General features: G+C 26.8%; 16 protein-coding genes and 1 tRNA gene. 12 read left to right on the top strand and 5 right to left on the bottom strand.

The features are described from left to right. The first annotated feature begins 1 nt into the window (after nt 1). The 8 genes from IR152_RS08070 to IR152_RS08035 all read left to right on the top strand — a co-directional run bounded on the left by IR152_RS08070 (nt 2) and on the right by IR152_RS08035 (nt 6702). On the top strand, nt 2-553 hold the full coding sequence (locus IR152_RS08070) for a helix-turn-helix domain-containing protein (RefSeq protein WP_227451272.1): 552 nt from the start codon (nt 2-4) through the stop codon (nt 551-553). Nucleotides 554-715: 162 nt separating this feature from the next. Next, nucleotides 716-1582 (top strand): metallophosphoesterase, encoded by an 867-nt coding sequence (locus tag IR152_RS08065; protein ID WP_227451271.1) that lies wholly within the window; start codon nt 716-718, stop codon nt 1580-1582. Nucleotides 1583-1739: 157 nt separating this feature from the next. Beyond that, nucleotides 1740-2720 carry a hypothetical protein gene (locus IR152_RS08060; protein ID WP_227451270.1) on the top strand — a complete coding sequence of 327 codons (981 nt, stop codon included), beginning with the start codon at nt 1740-1742 and terminating at the stop codon, nt 2718-2720. A 497-nt stretch (nt 2721-3217) separates the two neighbouring features. After that, nucleotides 3218-3439: a hypothetical protein gene (locus IR152_RS08055; RefSeq protein WP_131042756.1), complete on the top strand. Its 222-nt coding sequence runs from the start codon at nt 3218-3220 to the stop codon at nt 3437-3439. Nucleotides 3440-3941: 502 nt separating this feature from the next. Beyond that, the gene (locus tag IR152_RS08050) at nt 3942-4811 is read left to right on the top strand and encodes a nitroreductase family protein (RefSeq protein ID WP_227451268.1); all 870 of its coding nucleotides are present in this window, start codon (nt 3942-3944) and stop codon (nt 4809-4811) included. A gap of 227 nt (nt 4812-5038) precedes the next feature. Further along, on the top strand, nt 5039-5911 hold the full coding sequence (locus tag IR152_RS08045) for an AraC family transcriptional regulator (RefSeq protein WP_227451267.1): 873 nt from the start codon (nt 5039-5041) through the stop codon (nt 5909-5911). 147 nt (nt 5912-6058) lie between these two features. Next, on the top strand, nt 6059-6256 hold the full coding sequence (locus IR152_RS08040; RefSeq protein WP_227451266.1) for a helix-turn-helix transcriptional regulator: 198 nt from the start codon (nt 6059-6061) through the stop codon (nt 6254-6256). 2 nt (nt 6257-6258) lie between these two features. Further along, nucleotides 6259-6702 (top strand): hypothetical protein, encoded by a 444-nt coding sequence (locus tag IR152_RS08035; protein ID WP_227451265.1) that lies wholly within the window; start codon nt 6259-6261, stop codon nt 6700-6702. A 323-nt stretch (nt 6703-7025) separates the two neighbouring features. Here IR152_RS08035 and IR152_RS08030 read toward each other — a convergent pair whose 3' ends face one another. The 5 genes from IR152_RS08030 to IR152_RS08015 all read right to left on the bottom strand — a co-directional run bounded on the left by IR152_RS08030 (nt 7026) and on the right by IR152_RS08015 (nt 11297). Continuing rightward, nucleotides 7026-8096 (bottom strand): hypothetical protein, encoded by a 1071-nt coding sequence (locus IR152_RS08030; protein ID WP_227451262.1) that lies wholly within the window; start codon nt 8094-8096, stop codon nt 7026-7028. Between the two features lie 113 nt (nt 8097-8209). Next, nucleotides 8210-9403 carry a DHHW family protein gene (locus IR152_RS08025; protein ID WP_227451261.1) on the bottom strand — a complete coding sequence of 398 codons (1194 nt, stop codon included), beginning with the start codon at nt 9401-9403 and terminating at the stop codon, nt 8210-8212. Nucleotides 9404-9419: 16 nt separating this feature from the next. Beyond that, nucleotides 9420-10103: an MBOAT family O-acyltransferase gene (locus tag IR152_RS20415; RefSeq protein ID WP_413927481.1), complete on the bottom strand. Its 684-nt coding sequence runs from the start codon at nt 10101-10103 to the stop codon at nt 9420-9422. Between the two features lie 57 nt (nt 10104-10160). Next, nucleotides 10161-10829, bottom strand: coding sequence for an MBOAT family O-acyltransferase (locus IR152_RS20410; protein WP_413927480.1), 669 nt, complete (start codon nt 10827-10829; stop codon nt 10161-10163). Nucleotides 10830-11214: 385 nt separating this feature from the next. Beyond that, nucleotides 11215-11297: transfer RNA gene (locus IR152_RS08015), tRNA-Leu, on the bottom strand. Between the two features lie 338 nt (nt 11298-11635). Here IR152_RS08015 and polA point away from each other — a divergent pair. Genes polA through IR152_RS07995 form a run of 4 tightly spaced genes read left to right on the top strand, consistent with a single transcriptional unit; the run spans nt 11636 to nt 17160 of the window. Then, a complete protein-coding gene (gene polA, locus IR152_RS08010) occupies nt 11636-14284 on the top strand; it encodes a DNA polymerase I (RefSeq protein ID WP_227451260.1) in 2649 nt (882 codons plus the stop codon). A gap of 8 nt (nt 14285-14292) precedes the next feature. Continuing rightward, nucleotides 14293-14895, top strand: coding sequence for a dephospho-CoA kinase (coaE, locus tag IR152_RS08005; RefSeq protein ID WP_227451259.1), 603 nt, complete (start codon nt 14293-14295; stop codon nt 14893-14895). Beyond that, the gene (locus IR152_RS08000) at nt 14888-15442 is read left to right on the top strand and encodes a lytic transglycosylase domain-containing protein (protein ID WP_227451258.1); all 555 of its coding nucleotides are present in this window, start codon (nt 14888-14890) and stop codon (nt 15440-15442) included. The genes coaE and IR152_RS08000 overlap by 8 nt, the downstream gene beginning before the upstream one ends. Then, entirely contained in the window at nt 15442-17160 is a 1719-nt protein-coding gene (locus IR152_RS07995) for an ABC transporter substrate-binding protein (RefSeq protein ID WP_227451257.1), read from the top strand. Before IR152_RS08000 ends, IR152_RS07995 begins: the two co-directional genes overlap by 1 nt. The last annotated feature ends 37 nt before the right edge of the window (nt 17161-17197 follow it).

Below are 17197 nucleotides of genomic sequence, written 5' to 3'. Positions count from 1 at the left end.
CATGGATAATAAATTTCCTAATGTGGGAGAAAATTTAAGGTTATTGAGACAAGAAATGGGCATAAGTTTAGATAAAGCTTCAAAGATTACAGGTGTTAGTAAAGCAATGCTTGGACAGATTGAGAGAGGTGAATCAAGTCCAACAGTATCTACCTTATGGAAAATTTCATCTGGATTTAAAATAAATTTTACAACACTATTAAATGAAAATACAAATACTTATGAGGTCATAAAAAAAGAAGAAGTAGAGCCTATTATTGAGCAAAAAGGGAATATGAAGTTATATCCAATATACCCTTTCAGTCCTCAAAGAAGGTTTGAACTTTTTATAATTGAGCTTGAAGAAAATTGCACTCATGTTTCATCTACACATAGTCATGTTTTAGAAGAATATGTACTCGTAATAGAAGGGAAACTTGACCTTAATGTGGATGGGAAAACTTATATTTTAGAGTCTGGACATTCTATTAGGTTTGATGGAACTTTAGAGCATGTATATAAGAATTTAAATAAAGGAAAAACTATATTTCACAATATAGAAGTTTATAGATAATTTTATAGTTATCCTTTTCTAAAATAAATGACAATTTTAGAAAAGGATGACTTATTTTTATAATGTCGAAAAGATTTATATATATATGTTGATGTATTGTTTTAAAAAAAACATAAAAGCATTATAATAATATTAATAAAATAGAATAAAGAGGAAGAGAATATGATTATAAAGGTTTTATTGATAGTATTAGCATTATTGTATATTCTGTATAAGTATGAAACTCAACATATAGAAACGACAGAATATAATATTTTCAACAAAAAAATTCCAAAAGAATTTGATAACTTTAAAATAGTTCAAGTGAGTGATTTACACAATAAGGTATTTGACAAAAATAATAATGTATTGATAGATAAAATTGAGTCATTAAATCCAGATGTTATATTTATAACAGGCGATTTAATTGATGGAGAAAATAAAAATTTTCAAGTTGCATTAGATTTAATCGATAATTTAGTAGAAAAATATGAAGTATACCATATAATTGGAAATCACGAACAAAAATCTTTGATAAAAAAGTACAAGCATTTATATAAAGATTATTTTAAGGAGTTGTATTCAAAGAAAATAATAAATCTGAAAAATGAATGTGTAAGAATATATAGAGGAGATAGTCATATTAATTTGTATGGTTTAATCATACCATTGGAATGCTATCCATATTTTTTTGCTAATAATAAAAAGTTAGAATTAAGTGACGATTTTATAGAAGATACTCTAGGTAAAGTAAAAGAAAATGAATATAATGTACTTTTAGCTCATACACCATTTTTCTTTGAAAAGTATGCAAAATGGGGAGCTGATTTAGTTTTAGCGGGACATGTTCACGGTGGAATAATAAGAATACCTTTTATTGGAGGTGTATTATCTCCAAATAGAGAGTTTTTTCCTGAGTATGATTGGGGAAAATATGAAAAAGATAACAGCACTATGATTTTAAATAAAGGCTTAGGAGGCTCAAAAGTTTTAATTAGGTTTAATTGTAAACCAGAAATAGTTAAGATTACATTGAAGTCTAATCAATAAGACTTTGTATATATAAACATCAATAACATATAAATAGAGTTGATGTGAAATCCAGTTAAACACGTACAGTGACCAATTTTGAATAAGTGTTGAATTAATAAAAATAAAGTGCTATTTTTAGCATATAATATTTAAAGTATGGGGGGAGTAAAAAATCATGGGTAATACAAGTAGATTTTATGAGTCTGTAAAAAATAAATATCCAAAACTAAAAGATGGAACTAGGGTTCATATGTGGCCAAAGGAGAACCTTATAATTGCTCCTATTTATGATGAGGAAAATGGATATAAAAAAAGTATAGGAAATGTGGATAGCTTAAGTTGGAAACAAATTATTGTACTGACAGAATGTGATGGGAAAAATACTACTGAAGATATAATAAATATATTATCTAATAGATATAGGAATATTCCTGATGTGAGAGACCAAATTATGGAATTTTTTATGTTTTATGAGAATGTGTATTTAACCTTTGAAGATGAGATACAAACATTGTCAAGTGTATTTGAGATAACAGGAAATAAAGTGTATCTTACTCCTTTATACTTTACTATAGAAATAGATGGAAATAACAATACTAGTAAGTATTTTTCTGAAATCACAAGTTTATTAAAATGTATGTATGAGAAAGGCTGTAGATTTATCGAGATTATTGGTGAGGATATCTTAAAAAATAAAAATATGAGAAAAGTATTTCAATATATGCTAGACCATTTTGATTTAATTGTAGTAACTAAGGATTGTTTTACTATTGATAGGAGTTTAATAAAAGAATTAGATAATTATCGTCATAAAGTAATATGGAAAGTATATTCAAAAAATGATGATACACATGTAAAGTTAAAGGAAGATATAAAAATAACTAGTTTAATAAAAAGAGGGCATACAGTAGTAAGAGGAGATAGGGAAAAAGCAATAAAAATAGAAGATATGAGATTTATAGATACAAAAGAAAGATTTTCAAAATATGGTGCAGAATGGAGCCATTTATACATTTCTTCTGATGGTAGTGTAAAATCTTATTCACTTCAAAAAGATAAAAGAATCTATCTAGGTAATATATTTGACCATTCAGTTGAAGCAATTTTCTTGGAGATGCAAAATAAGATTGATAAACGAGAAATTGTCTATCAATAAGTGTTAAAATTAAGTTTTATAGGAGATTTATAGATTGTCTATTTAAGTTTGTGTCAATAATTATGATGAGGTGATATTACTTGTTAAAATTATTGAACAAATTTTTTTATGATGTTTTACTTAAATGTTGGCTGTTTATGATGTTATGGATTTTCAGAGAACTTTTTACAAATTTCAGAATGACTAAAAAATTTAAATTTCATAAAATATTTATGTAAAAATCATATAAAATTCATATAGAATATGTATTATGTAAAGCATAGAAAGACTAGCTTAAAACCATAATATAATACCCTATTGTAATGATAACCCTCCCTCACATCCTTAAATAGAGTTATCATTACAAGAATTAAACCATAAATTTAAAATTTATGGTTTTTTTTATTTAATTTGTTTTATTATATTAGAATATGATTTATTATAGAATATATAATAAGTAATATAAATACATTAATTAAGTCTTTGACATGTAACTATACTAATAAGGAGGAGTGTTTATGAATGTAAATAATCACAAGTGCCCAGAGTGTGGTGAACATAGTAAAAAATTTGAGATAGTGGAGGAAAATGAGGATTGTGTAACGTTTGAATGTTACACTTGTGGAACTATATCTATATTAAAGTATTGTGAGAATTGTAAAGAATTTGTATTTGTAAATATTCCAAATAATGTAGAGATATATGAGTATTGTTGTGGAAAGTGTAATAATAAGATTTAATATAATAAATATATGTAATTTCATGTATCATTTATACAAATCTCATATAAAATTCATATATAGAATGTATTATATAAATATAGAAAGAACTAGCTTAAAACATAATATAATTACCCTAAAATTATAATGACAACTCTCCCTCATATCCTCAAATTATAGTTGTCATTATAAAATAACTTGGCTGTTTCAAAAATGTGAAATCATTTTAGAAACAGCTTATTTTTTATAAAAATAAAGAAGGCAACGGGAAGCCTTCTTTCGTGTAAAAAAAGTTTAATTTTTTGTTAAGATTTGTTTGTTATTTTATATTACTTTTATAATATGTTTTTATTTGAAGGTTGGCAATGGATTTTGCACAACTGGTCATTATTAATGTAAAAGTGGAATATTATTAATAAAAAATGATTACAAAATTGTAATTATTATTTATTAAGTAAATGAGTAAAGTATTATATTAATGGGTATATAATTAAAATAATAATAGTTTGGGGAGGATAAAATTATGAATTATAAAACAATCATATTAAATAGAAAGTCTGTTAGAGAATATAAAAACACAGATATTAAAGAGGAATATCTTAGTGAAATTAAGAAATACTCAGAATCTTGCAAGAAACTAGTTCCAGAAATAGATGTTGATATAAGAATTATGAATAGAAGTGAAGTTTTTGATAATTTAGATAAAGTGGCAGGGTATAAAGGAAATATGATAGATTCTCCAAGTTATATTATAATATTATCTGATGTAAAAGATAATTACATTGAAAATTCAGGATACATAGGAGAAAATATAATCTTTAAAGTAACAGAACTTGAAATAGGTTCTTGTTGGGTTACTTTTGAAGATGGCAAAAAGGTAAAAGAAAAACTTGGAATTAATTCAGATAAAGAGGTAACAGGAATTATAGCTATTGGATATGGAGAAAATGCAAGTAATGCTAAAGTATTAAATGCTACAAAGATTGGGGAAAATTATTCAAAATCTGATATACAAGTTGTAACAGATAAGGGTTCTTCTAGACTAGGGGTAGAAGATGTTGTTTATATGAATGAATGGGAAAATAAAGCAAGCATAGAAATCTTAGAAGAAAGAGCACTTCTTGATGCATTTCACTATGCAAGATTAGCACCATCTACATTAAACAGGCAACCATGGAGATTTATAGTTGATGGAGGCGTTGTAGTTTTAGCTGTTAGAAAAGATGGGCACACTAGTATATACGAAGAAAAAATAGATACAGGTATAGTTATGCTTTACTTTGCAACAATAATAAGTGCAACTATGTTTGAGTTGAAATGGAATTTAGGTACTCCAGATAAAGATTACAAAGTGCCAGAAGATTATAAGATAGTTGGATATTGTAATATATAAAATAGTTTAATACCTAATTTAACTACACTTAAATTAATTTTTATAAAAAGTTCAATAACATTCTTAATATAATGTTATTGAACTTTTTATTGTATAATGCAGCTTTTCTATTTATTATGTTTATGAATTAAAAAATACTTACGAATTTAAATACTTACAATTTTGTGCATGAATTGAGAGGTATATTATTTTATTAGATTGTATAATTTGCTTGGAGGTAATATCAAATGGAATGGATAAATAAATTGAATCAAGCTATTAATTATATTGAAGATAATCTTGAAAATGGGGTAGATTATGCAGAAGCAGCAAAAATCGCATGCTGTTCAACCTTTCATTTTCAACGGATGTTTTCATATATTGCAGAAGTACCATTGTCTGAATATATTAGACGAAGACGCATGACTAAAGCGGCATTTGAACTACAGAATAGTAGCATTAAAATTTTAGAACTATCTGAGAAATATGGTTATGATTCACCAACATCTTTTAATAGAGCTTTTCAAAATATACATAGTATTTCTCCGTCTGCGGCTAGAGCAAAGGGAGCTGTTTTAAAAGCATATCCTAAGATGACATTAAGTATTTATGTAAAAGGGAATGTAGAAATGCAGTATCGTATTGTAGAAAAGAAAGGATTCCGTATTGTTGGTATAAAAGAAAGTATGAATATGATTGTAGAAGAGTGTTTTGATAAAGTTCCCAAGTTGTGGGCTAAATCCATAAAAAATGGAACAATTGATAAACTTTCAGAGTTAATAAATAACGAACCTCATGGGTTGCTTGGAGTTAGTGTATGCACAGATAATAAAAGCTTAGATTACTATATTGCTGCTTCAACGGATGAGCCTGCATTAGAAGATACTTATGAATACTATATACCCTCAGGTACCTGGGCAGTATTTGAATGTGTATCTCCAATGCCAAATGCTTTGGCAATACAAGAACTACAAAAAAGAATTATTACTGAATGGTTACCAAGCTCCGGATATGTATATGCTAATTTACCAGATATTGAACTTTATCCTAATGGTGATGTTAATGCTCCTGATTATACTACAGAAGTTTGGATTCCAATTAAAAAACAATCCCCAAATTAACGAATAACATAAACTTTTAAAATTACAGACTAGAAATAGTCTGTAATTTTTTTTGATAAATGGAAAGGAGACTTTACAAAAAAGGAATATAGTTGTATAATTATGGAAAGGAAACTTTACATAAATAATATATTAAAGGAGAACAAAGTGAAAAATAGATTAGAAGAAATAAGGAAAAAGAGAGGCATAAGACAAGAAGAACTTGCATCTGTTTTGCAAGTATCAAGACAAACTATAGGTTCATTAGAAAATGGTAGATATAATCCTTCTATCATATTAGCTTTTAAGATAGCAAGATATTTTGATATGAATATTGAAGAAATATTTATTTATGAGGAGGAGTAAAAATGAAAAAGAATAGATTATATGTTGGAATTGGATATTTTATTTGTGGAATTTTACTTGTTTTATTGGCTACATTTACAGAGTTTTCATTTGAGGCTTTTATTTGGGGATTATCTGGGGCTACTTTGGGTCCTGGGGTATGTATGATTTTTCAATATATATATTGGAGTAAACCAGAAAGAGCTTTAGAATATGAAGAAAAGGTAGAGAATCAAAGGATAGAGATGAATGATGAAAGAAGAATTATGTTACGTGATAAATCTGGACGTATTACTAACCAAATCATGCTTTATGTTTTAGTAATTCTTATATTTATTGTTTTTATATTGAGTGTATTCTCTGTAATGGTAATAAGTAAATGGGTTTTAATTGTTCTTGGATTGCTTATTTTATTTCAATTTATTTGTGGTGTTGTTGTATATAATAAATTAGATAAAAAGTTATAATACTAAATATCAAATTTTATAAATTTTTAAAAGCCACAAGTATTATGTATTGTGGCTTTTTTATATGGAATTCTATATGTTTTAAAGAGAAGTACTATAGTATTACATAAGAATAAGTGGCTATATAAAAATATTTGTGATTTTATTTCTATTGTTAAACAGATGTATGGGAGTATTTTTTTATTACTTATGCTACACTGATAGAAGCTATATAGTGCTTTGAAAATTTATAAGTTGGCATCAAAGGTTGGTACAAAAAAGGGATGATTCAAATTTTTATTTTGAAACAACCCCTTAAATTTAATTTAGTTACTATTTTTATGTTATACTATTCCCTTGTCAATCATTTCCTGTATCATTCCAGCAAATCCAAAGCTATTATACATAAATAAAACTACATCTGAATTACTGTTTTTAATTATCTCATCATAAGTCATATCTATATTTTCAATATATCTAGGATCTAGTATTTCAAGTTCCTTAAAAGTATCAGCCAACATCCAGGTCATAGGTGCTTGATACGAATCTCTAAATATAAGAGCTTTTTTATTAGTTAAAGAGCTTGAATTTCTAATCTTAAGTATATGACAATCACAACCTCTCATATAAGCCCCGCCATAGTCCCATTCTTTTTTATCTTTTAATTTGGCTTTTATGATATCTTCATTAATCTCAGTGTCTTTAGTACCATTACTAATAAAATATTTGTACTTTGCATCACTTATTTCAACATAGCTTATAGACTCTTTTTTCTTAAGTGGATATCCCATCTTTTTATTATAACTACCTATAAAGATTTTGTCATTTACATATCGAGTACTGTATCTTTTTAAATGGTTATCTATTTCTGATTTAGATAAGCCAAGATTCAATTTATCAAGCATAAACTTATACTCTTCAAATGATCCTAATGAATTTCCATGATGGTCTGTTTTTAAAAAGAAGTTTTCTCTTTCTTTTTCTGTAAAACTTCTATAAAAGTAATCATCTATATCTATGAAATTTATATCTGTTAACTGATTTTCTAAGTTTTCTTTGTTAATATCTATATTATTTTTACCTTCTATATCACTTGGATATAAGTGTTTAAGCATGTTTGTCTTATGAGGAAGTGAAACAAAATAAAAATCTTTTTCCTTATTTAAGTTACTCAAGTCATTAATGGCTTTGGAGTAAGATTTAATATGATAATCGGGTAATAAATTAGCGAATTTGCCTAATAGCCATCCATCTTTAGTTAGGTAATATCTTTGTTCAATCTTTTTATTTTGAATCTGTATAATATGCTCATTAAAAACTTCTTTTATTGTAATATCATTTTGTTTATTATTAAAGGTAATTACAGCTATCGGTAATATCGCTGATACTATAAGTAGATTATGTCTTTTATTCAATGTGCTACATCTCCTTATTTTTATTTTGATTAGCTTATTTTTACCAAAGTAATAAAAAATAAACAATAAAAAACCTCTATTAAATTTAAAATTTAATAGAGGTTTTTTATTGTTTATTTTATTCCTTTATCTATCATTGCATCTATCATCGAATCAAACCCAGAGCTATTATACATAAACATTACAATATCTGCATTACTTTCCTCAATAATTTCTTTGTATGTTTTATCTATTGCGTTTATATTTCTAGGGTCTGCTATCTCTACTTCTTTAAACATATCAGCAAATAAAAGTGTTGTAGGAGCTTGGTATGAATCTCTAAATATTAGTATTTTTTTAGCTACTAATGCTTTAGGATTTTTTATAGTTAATATATTAGTTTTAGCTCCTCTAATGTATGCACCACCATAATCCCACTCTTTATCATTTCTTTTAGTTGCATAGACTTCTTTTTCTTCTTTTTCTTTTCCATTTATATCAAAGCTATAATCTTGGTTAGCTTTTGTCATATAAACTATATCTTCTTTTTCTTTAATTAGCATATCTATATTTTTATTATAACTTCCCACAAACTTTTTATCAGTAATTATAGACTTTTTATAGCTATTAAAATGCTTGTCTAAATCTTGTTTAGATAGACCTAAGTCCATATTTGATGCCATCATTTTAAAGCCTTCAAACGCTCCATATCCAGTCCAGTGATGGTCAGTTTTAAAATATAAATTTTCTCTTTCTTTATTTGAATAGTTGCTTAAAAAATACTCATCCATATCTATATATTTAATTAAATCTGGATTTAATGTATTTTTAAAATTCTTTAAATTTATATCTATATTACCAGTATTATCAACATACTTAGGATATAAATGCTTTAGCACATTAGATTTATGTGGCATCATTGTAAAATACACATCTTTTCCAAGATCTTTACTTAGACCAGATAAGTAATTGATAGACTCTTTATATCTGTTTAATTGGTTTTGATCTAAAATTTTTGGAAACATACCTAATATCCAGTTATCTTCTCCTAAATAATAGTTGCCTACCTTAGTTTTATTTAAATTAACTTGGAACTTTGTGTTTAGTGATATCATTTTATCTCTAAATGCAAAATGGTCATTAAAGTACTCTTCAAACTTAGTTATATAATCACCTTTTTTTAAATTTTCTATAGTTGGGAATTTTGCAAGATTTCTATTTTCAGTTATACTTAATTTTTTCTTTGGCAGTGCGAAGTTTAATATAAAAAATCCAAATATTATAATTAAAAATGAAATGGCAACAATCCTTGGCTTATTTTTATTCATGTCTGTACCTCCAAAATTAGAATCTAAAGTATAAGAATGGATTATAAGTTGAGCTACTTAACATTACCATTACAATAAACATGCAAGCAACTATGAAAGCCGCATTAGTAACTTGACACACTGTGATATTTAGTGTATTTTTATTCTTCTTAACTACTAATGACTTTATAACTTCTACAATAGGAGTTGATAGAATGATTGCTCCAACAATTATATACCAATATTCAATTATAAATACATTGAATGCATTACTGACAAGTGGATAATTTCCAGAACCAAACATAATACCTATAAATTTAATAGCTGCTGTTAAATCATCAACTCTAAAAAATACCCATCCAATCATGACTATAAGAAGTAGATATATGTGTCTTACAATTCTTGGTATCTTATATAGAAACTTTTCTAAGAATGCTTTTTCTACTGATATTAATATTCCATAATATAGACCCCATATAATAAAAGTCCAACTAGCTCCATGCCACATACCAGTTAAAAACCATACTACAAATAGGTTTCTATATAGTTTTGCCCTAGAGACTCTACTTCCACCTAATGGGAAGTACACATAGTCTTTAAACCAAGTACCTAAAGATATATGCCATCTTCTCCAAAACTCAGATACTGTTTGAGATATATATGGATAGTTGAAATTTTCTAAAAACTCAAATCCAAACATCTTACCTAGACCAATGGCCATATCACTATATCCACTAAAGTCATAGAATATTTGAAGTGTATAACAAACTATACCTAGTCACGCCTCAAGTCTTGATAAATCTCCAGCTGACTTATTAAATACACCATCTGCGATTACACCTAATTGATTTGCTAGAATTACTTTTTTTCCAAGACCAACAACAAATCTGTTTACTCCTTGAGTAAATTTGTCCCAATTGTGTTCTCTATGCTCAATGCTATCTGCCACAGTCTGATATCTAACAATAGGACCTGCTACAAGCTGAGGGAATAAACTTATGTACAATGCTAGATTAGTTAATTTTCTTTGAACTTTAGCATCATTTCTATATACATCTATTACATAGCTCATTATTTGGAATGTGAAAAATGAGATACCTAAAGGTAATTTAATTTCAGGTATAGTTATATTTGTATTTAATAAAAAATTAATATTATCTACAAAGAAATTGCTATACTTGAATACAGCAAGAATAGATATATTGTAAATCACAGAAAGCACAACCCATATTTTTTTATCTTTACTGTCAGAAACTTTAATACCAAATATATAGTTTACTATTATTGATAGCATCATCAAAAAAATATATTTTGGTTCTCCCCATGCATAGAAGGCAATACTTGCTAGAAGTAACATAACATTTTTATACTTAGGATTTGCCAAGTAATAGCAAATGAGTGTGACTGGAAAGAATAAAAATAAAAATATTAAACTACTGAATATCATATTAGACTCCTTATCTTTTTATTATTTAATAAATGAATAATAAATAAAACAACTAAATCAATTATATCTTTATCTAAAATATATAGCAAAGTAAGTATTTACAAGTTTTAAGTACTTAATTGTACAAATTTAACTGTGTTTTTACAAGTTTAATTAATCTATATGTAAATTTTGACTTTTTACATAATTTTTTTAAAATGATATAATATTATAATGAATTAATAAAGCTATTTCAATAAAATAATAAAGAAAAATTACGGACACATTACTTAACTATAGGTGTTTGCCTTTGGTTGTGGCTCTATACAGTCCATTAAGATAGATGTTATTTATATCTATAATTATAAAAAGAAGTCTTTAATGTACATTAAAGACTTCTTTTTATTGGTGCCGCTGATGGGATTCGAACCCATATGGTTTCCCGTACGATTTTGAGTCGTATGCGTATGCCAGTTCCGCCACAGCGGCTTATATTTTAAATCCGAGCTACTTGTATATCTTACTAGATTTTCCAAGAATATGCAAGAGAAATATTGAATACAAAATACTCATCAAACTGTAAAATATCATAAATACTAGATTTTTATTACAAAAACTTATGAATCAACACACTTGATTTTGAACCCATTGTATTTACCAATTCCACCACTCGGGTATTTCATGTTTATTATTATAGCAAAAAAATATATTGTTTGCAACATATTTAATTTTAATATACTATTATTATTATGGGAATATTAAATAACAGCATATTGGTATATAATATATATGTTACAAAAATAGATAATTTTTAGGAGTGATATAATTTGGAAAAAAAATTAATTATAATAGATGGAAATTCAATAATAAATAGAGCCTTTTATGCTCTGCCAGAAATGAATAATAAAGAAGGGTTAAAAACCAATGCTATATATGGATTTACAACAATGCTATTTAAAATGATAGATATATATAAACCAACACATATAAGTGTAGCTTTTGATAGGAAAGCACCTACATTTAGGCATTTAGAATATAAAGAGTATAAGGCTGGAAGAAAGGGAATGCCAGATGAATTGGCAGAACAATTACAGCCACTAAAAGACCTTTTAGATAAATTTAAAATAAATAGATTAGAAATAGATGGCTATGAGGCAGATGATATTATAGGTACTGTTTCTAAAAAAGCAGAAGAGAATGGATATAAGGTATACATAGTAACTGGAGATAAAGATGCTATTCAACTTGCTTCAGATAATACAACTACTCTTATAACAAAAAAAGGGGTTGGAGAAGTTGAAGAATACAGCTTTAATTCTGTAATTGAAAAATATGAGATGACTCCAACGCAGTTTATTGATTTAAAAGGTCTTATGGGAGATAAGTCGGATAATATACCTGGAGTACCTGGAATCGGTGAGAAAACAGGTATAAAGCTTATAAAAGAGTTTTCTAGTATAGAAAATTTAATAGAGAATACAGATAAACTTAAAGGAAGTGTAAAAAAGAAAATAGAGGAAAATAGAGAAATTGCTATTCAAAGTAAAAGACTTGCAACCATTATAAGAGATGTACCAATAGAAGTAAATTTAGATAGCATGATTTTTGGTGATTATGATAAAGATGAGCTTTTAGATAAATTTAGATATTTTGGATTTACAAGTCTCTTATCAAGATTAGTTGATTTAGTTGATACAAATGATACAGAGCAAGTAGAAGAAAAAATAGAAATATTAAAATTAAAAGATATAGAAAAATTTATAGATGAAGTGAATAAAAAAGGACAGGTTATTTTAAAAACTGTTAGAGGACAAGGTAATATAATTGAAAAAAATATAATATATATTTTTATAAGTGTAGATGGAGAAAAAATATATTATATAGATTCAGATGAAGTAACAAAATTAGATAGTATACTTTCAAATAACGAAATTAAAAAATATGGATATAATTTAAAAGATGATTATATATCTTTAAAGCCATATAATATTAAATTGGAAAATATGTATTTTGATATAACTATAGCTGAGTATTTAATAGATTCAACTTCATCCACTTCATATGATTGTAGTGCAATAGCCATGAAATATTTATCAAAAAAGGTTAAATCAAAAGAAGATTTGTTAGGAAAAGGAGTTAAATCCAAAAACTATGAAGATTTAGAATTTGAGGATTTGGCTGAGTATATGGGGCAAATAATATGCACAGTGAAAGAAACAGTTCCTATGATGGAAAGAAGTCTAATGGATATGAGTATGGATGGTCTTTTTTATCATGTAGAGATGCCATTAGTAGAGGTTTTAGGGCATATGGAGTATGAAGGTATAAAAGTAGACAAAAGTATCTTGGATGAGTTGAGTATTGAGTTTAAAGAAATAATAGCTACATTAGAAAAGGAAATTTATGAATTATCAGGAGAGCCATTCAATATAAATTCACCAAAACAATTGGGTGTTATATTATTTGAAAAATTAGAGCTTCCAATAATTAAAAAAACTAAGACTGGATATTCAACTAATGCAGATGTTCTAGAAAAATTAAGAGATAAACATCCAATAATAGATAAGATAACTGAGTATAGACAAATAGTAAAGTTGAATTCTACTTACGTTGAAGGACTTTTAAATATAATAAATCCAGAAAGTAATAGAATTCATTCATCATTTAATCAAACTATAACAACTACAGGAAGAATTTCATCTACAGAACCAAATCTTCAAAATATACCTATAAAAATGGAAATGGGTAGAAAAATAAGAAAAGTATTTATTGCAGATGATAACTGTAAATTGGTTGATGCCGATTACTCACAAGTGGAGCTTAGAGTTCTTGCACATATGAGTCAGGATGAAAATATGATAGAAGCATTTAAACATCATGAAGATATTCATACCAAAACAGCTTCACAAGTTTTTAATGTTCCTATGGAAGATGTTACTAGTGAATTGAGAGGTGCAGCTAAAGCAGTAAACTTTGGTATTATATATGGTAAAAGTGATTTTGGATTGGCAGACGATTTAAATATACCTGTCCCAAAAGCAAAAGAATATATCGAAAGTTATTTTGCTAAATACCATAAAATAAAAGAGTTTATGGATACGACAGTAGAAAAGGCTAGTGAAGATGGATATGCTGTAACAATTTTAAACAGAAGAAGATATATACCAGAAATAAAGTCAAGCAATTTTATGGAAAGAAATAGAGGAAAGAGATTTGCAATGAATGCACCAATACAAGGAAGTGCAGCAGATATAATAAAAATTGCTATGATAAATGTTCATAAAAAATTGGAAGAGAATAATTTGAAGTCAAAACTTATACTACAAGTTCACGACGAATTGATAGTTGAGGCAATTGATGATGAGATAGATATAGTTAAGAAAATAGTAAAAGAAGAAATGGAAAATGCCGTGAATATGGATGTTCACTTAGATGTAGATTTAAATGTCGGTAGTTCTTGGTATGAGACAAAGTAGGTGATTTTATGTTGATATTAGGGCTTACAGGAGGAATAGGCTGTGGAAAAAGCAGCCTATCAAATATATTTAGAAATCTTAATATTTCTATAGTGGATGCTGATATTATATCTAGAAAGATATTTGATGATAAGCTGTTATTAGAAAAAGTATTTGACCATTTTGGACAAAATATAAAAAATGATGATGGAACTCTAAATAGAAAAGCTCTTGGGAAAATAGTTTTTAATAGTAAAGAAAAACTTAAGGAGTTAAATAATTTGACTCATCCACGAATAAGAGAAAAAATAATAAGTGAAATAGAAGAGTTGAGAAAAAAAGGTGAAAGTATAGTAGTCTTAGATGCGGCAATATTGGTAGAAAGTGGTTTTTTAGAGATGGTTGACAAGCTATTAGTAGTTACTTGCGAACAAGAAGTACAAATTAGTAGAATACAAAAGAGGGATAATTGCAGTGAACAGGAAGCACTTAGTAGGATAAATTCACAAATGAGTCAGGAAGAAAAATCCAAATATGGTGATTATATAATAGATAATTCGGGAACAATAACTGAATTAGAAAGTAAAGCACATAAATTTATTGAGTACATGAAGGAGAATTGGCGTGAATAGTAAGAAAGTATTGATTCTATCTATTTTTATAATCTTATTTGGAGCACTATTAATGGAAAGCAAAGTAATACATAAATTTTTATTTCCTAAAAAATATTCAGAATATGTAGAAAAGTATTCTAAAGAGTTTAATTTAGATGAAAATATAGTTTACAGTGTTATAAAAGCCGAAAGTAAGTTTAATAGTTCTGCTGTTTCAAAAAAAGAAGCAAAGGGATTAATGCAAATATTAGATATAACTAGAGATTGGGGAGCAGAGGAACTAAATCTAAAAAATGTGGATATTTTCGACCCAGAGACTAATATAAGACTTGGCTGTTGGTATTTGAATAAATTATACAAAGAATTTGGTAAATTGGATTTAGTGATAGCTGCATATAATGGTGGTTCAGGTAATGTGAGGAAGTGGTTAGAAAATAATGATTATAGTAAAGATGGAGAAAATCTACATGACATACCTTTTGAGCAAACTTCAAAATATGTAGAAAAAGTTAAAAATAATTATAAACATTATAATGAGATATATGGCAAGAAAGGAAAAAACTAATGAAGAGAATAAAAGTCTTAACATTTATTTTAGCTATAACTCTTATGGTAGTTGGTTGTAGTAATACTAAAACAAAACAAAGTAGTAGCGATTCAAGTTTAAAAAGTCAAAGTTCTATAAATTCTAAGTATATAAACCTAACAATGGTAACTCCAAAAACTATAAATCCTATAACTAATACTGACAAGTCTGTTGGTTATATAATGAATTTAGTTTATGATGGTTTATTTGCGATAGATGAGAACTACAATGTAACTCCTCAATTAGTTAAGGAGTATAATATAGCTCAGGATGGAATGAGCATAGATATAGAATTAAAAGATGCAAAGTGGCATGATGGAAAAGCTATTACTTCAAATGATATAAATTATACTATTGGTTTAATTCAAAAGAGTACAGATAGTCCATATAATGAATTTACTAAAAACATAGCTTCTGTGAATATTAAATCAGATAAAGATTTTACAATAAAATTTAAAGCTAGATATGCTTTCTCGATTGATAGTTTAATTTTTCCAATCGTATCTCAAAATCATTTAGATTCAAAAGATGTAAATGACAAGAATAATAATATGATAGGAAATGGGAAATATAAAATAGAATCATATACAGAAAGAGAAGGACTGGTTTTATCTGTAAATAAGGATTACTATGAAGAAGTTCCGAATACTATGAAAAACATAAAAGTAGGTATGGTGCCTAATGAAGATGCAAGGACATCTATGGTTATGGCTCTTGATAGTGATATAACCAATGTTACATTAAATGATTTAAGTAAGTTTCAAGAAAAAGAGTTTAATATAACAAAATATCAAGGTAGAGATTATGAGTGTGTATTATTTAATTATAATAATCCTTTTTTCAAAGATGTTAATTTTAGAAAAGCAATTGCGCATTCTATAGATAAAGATAGAATTATTAGTGAAGGTTATATGGATGATGCTACTCCAGTTAATTTTCCACTTAATTCAAAGTCAAAATATTATAATAGCGAAATGAAAGATTTAGAGTTTAGTAAAGATAAAGCAATAGAATGCCTTGCTAAAGTAGAATATGCAAATGTAAATCCAGTAAATCCAAAGGACAAAAAAACAGAAAAAAAGCAGAAAAAATTAACTAAAAAGAAAACAAAGAAACTTACTCCAGAAGAAGAAGCAAAAGCTAAAAAAGCAGAAGAGGATAGAATCAAAAAGGAAGCTGAGGAGAAAAAAAAGAGAGAAAAAGAGGAAGTAAAGAAAAGACTTTCTGAGATGAACTTAAAAATAATAGTAAACAGAGATAACAGTGAGAGAATAAAAACTGCAAATATAATAAGTGAAAATTTAAAAGCTATAGGAATAAATAATACAATAAATCAACTATCAGATAAAGACATGAAAAATGCTCTTAATTCTAAAAGCTATGATTTAGCATTGGTTGGGTGGAAATTATCAAGTATACCAGATGCAAGCAGTATCATAGCAAGTAGTGGATATACTGATGATAAGTTAAATGGATATATGTCTGCACTTACAAGCTCTTCATCTGAAATTGAAACAAAAAAAGCATACAAATATGTACAGACATATGTAAAAGATAATGCAACATTTATAAGTTTAGCTGTCAGAAACAACTATATTGTAAGTAATAGTAGATTAAAAGGTAAAATTACTCCAAATGATTTTGATGTATATGACGGAATATCTAATCTAGATATAAAATCGAATGAATTAAATTAAATGATTAATTGCTATTTAAAAAGTATAAACTATATGA

It is taken from the genome of Clostridioides sp. ES-S-0108-01, from assembly GCF_020662285.1.
Lineage (GTDB): Bacteria > Bacillota > Clostridia > Peptostreptococcales > Peptostreptococcaceae > Clostridioides.
The sequence above is the reverse complement of the archived record's forward strand: the minus strand, read 5'-3'. Positions and strand labels throughout refer to the sequence as shown.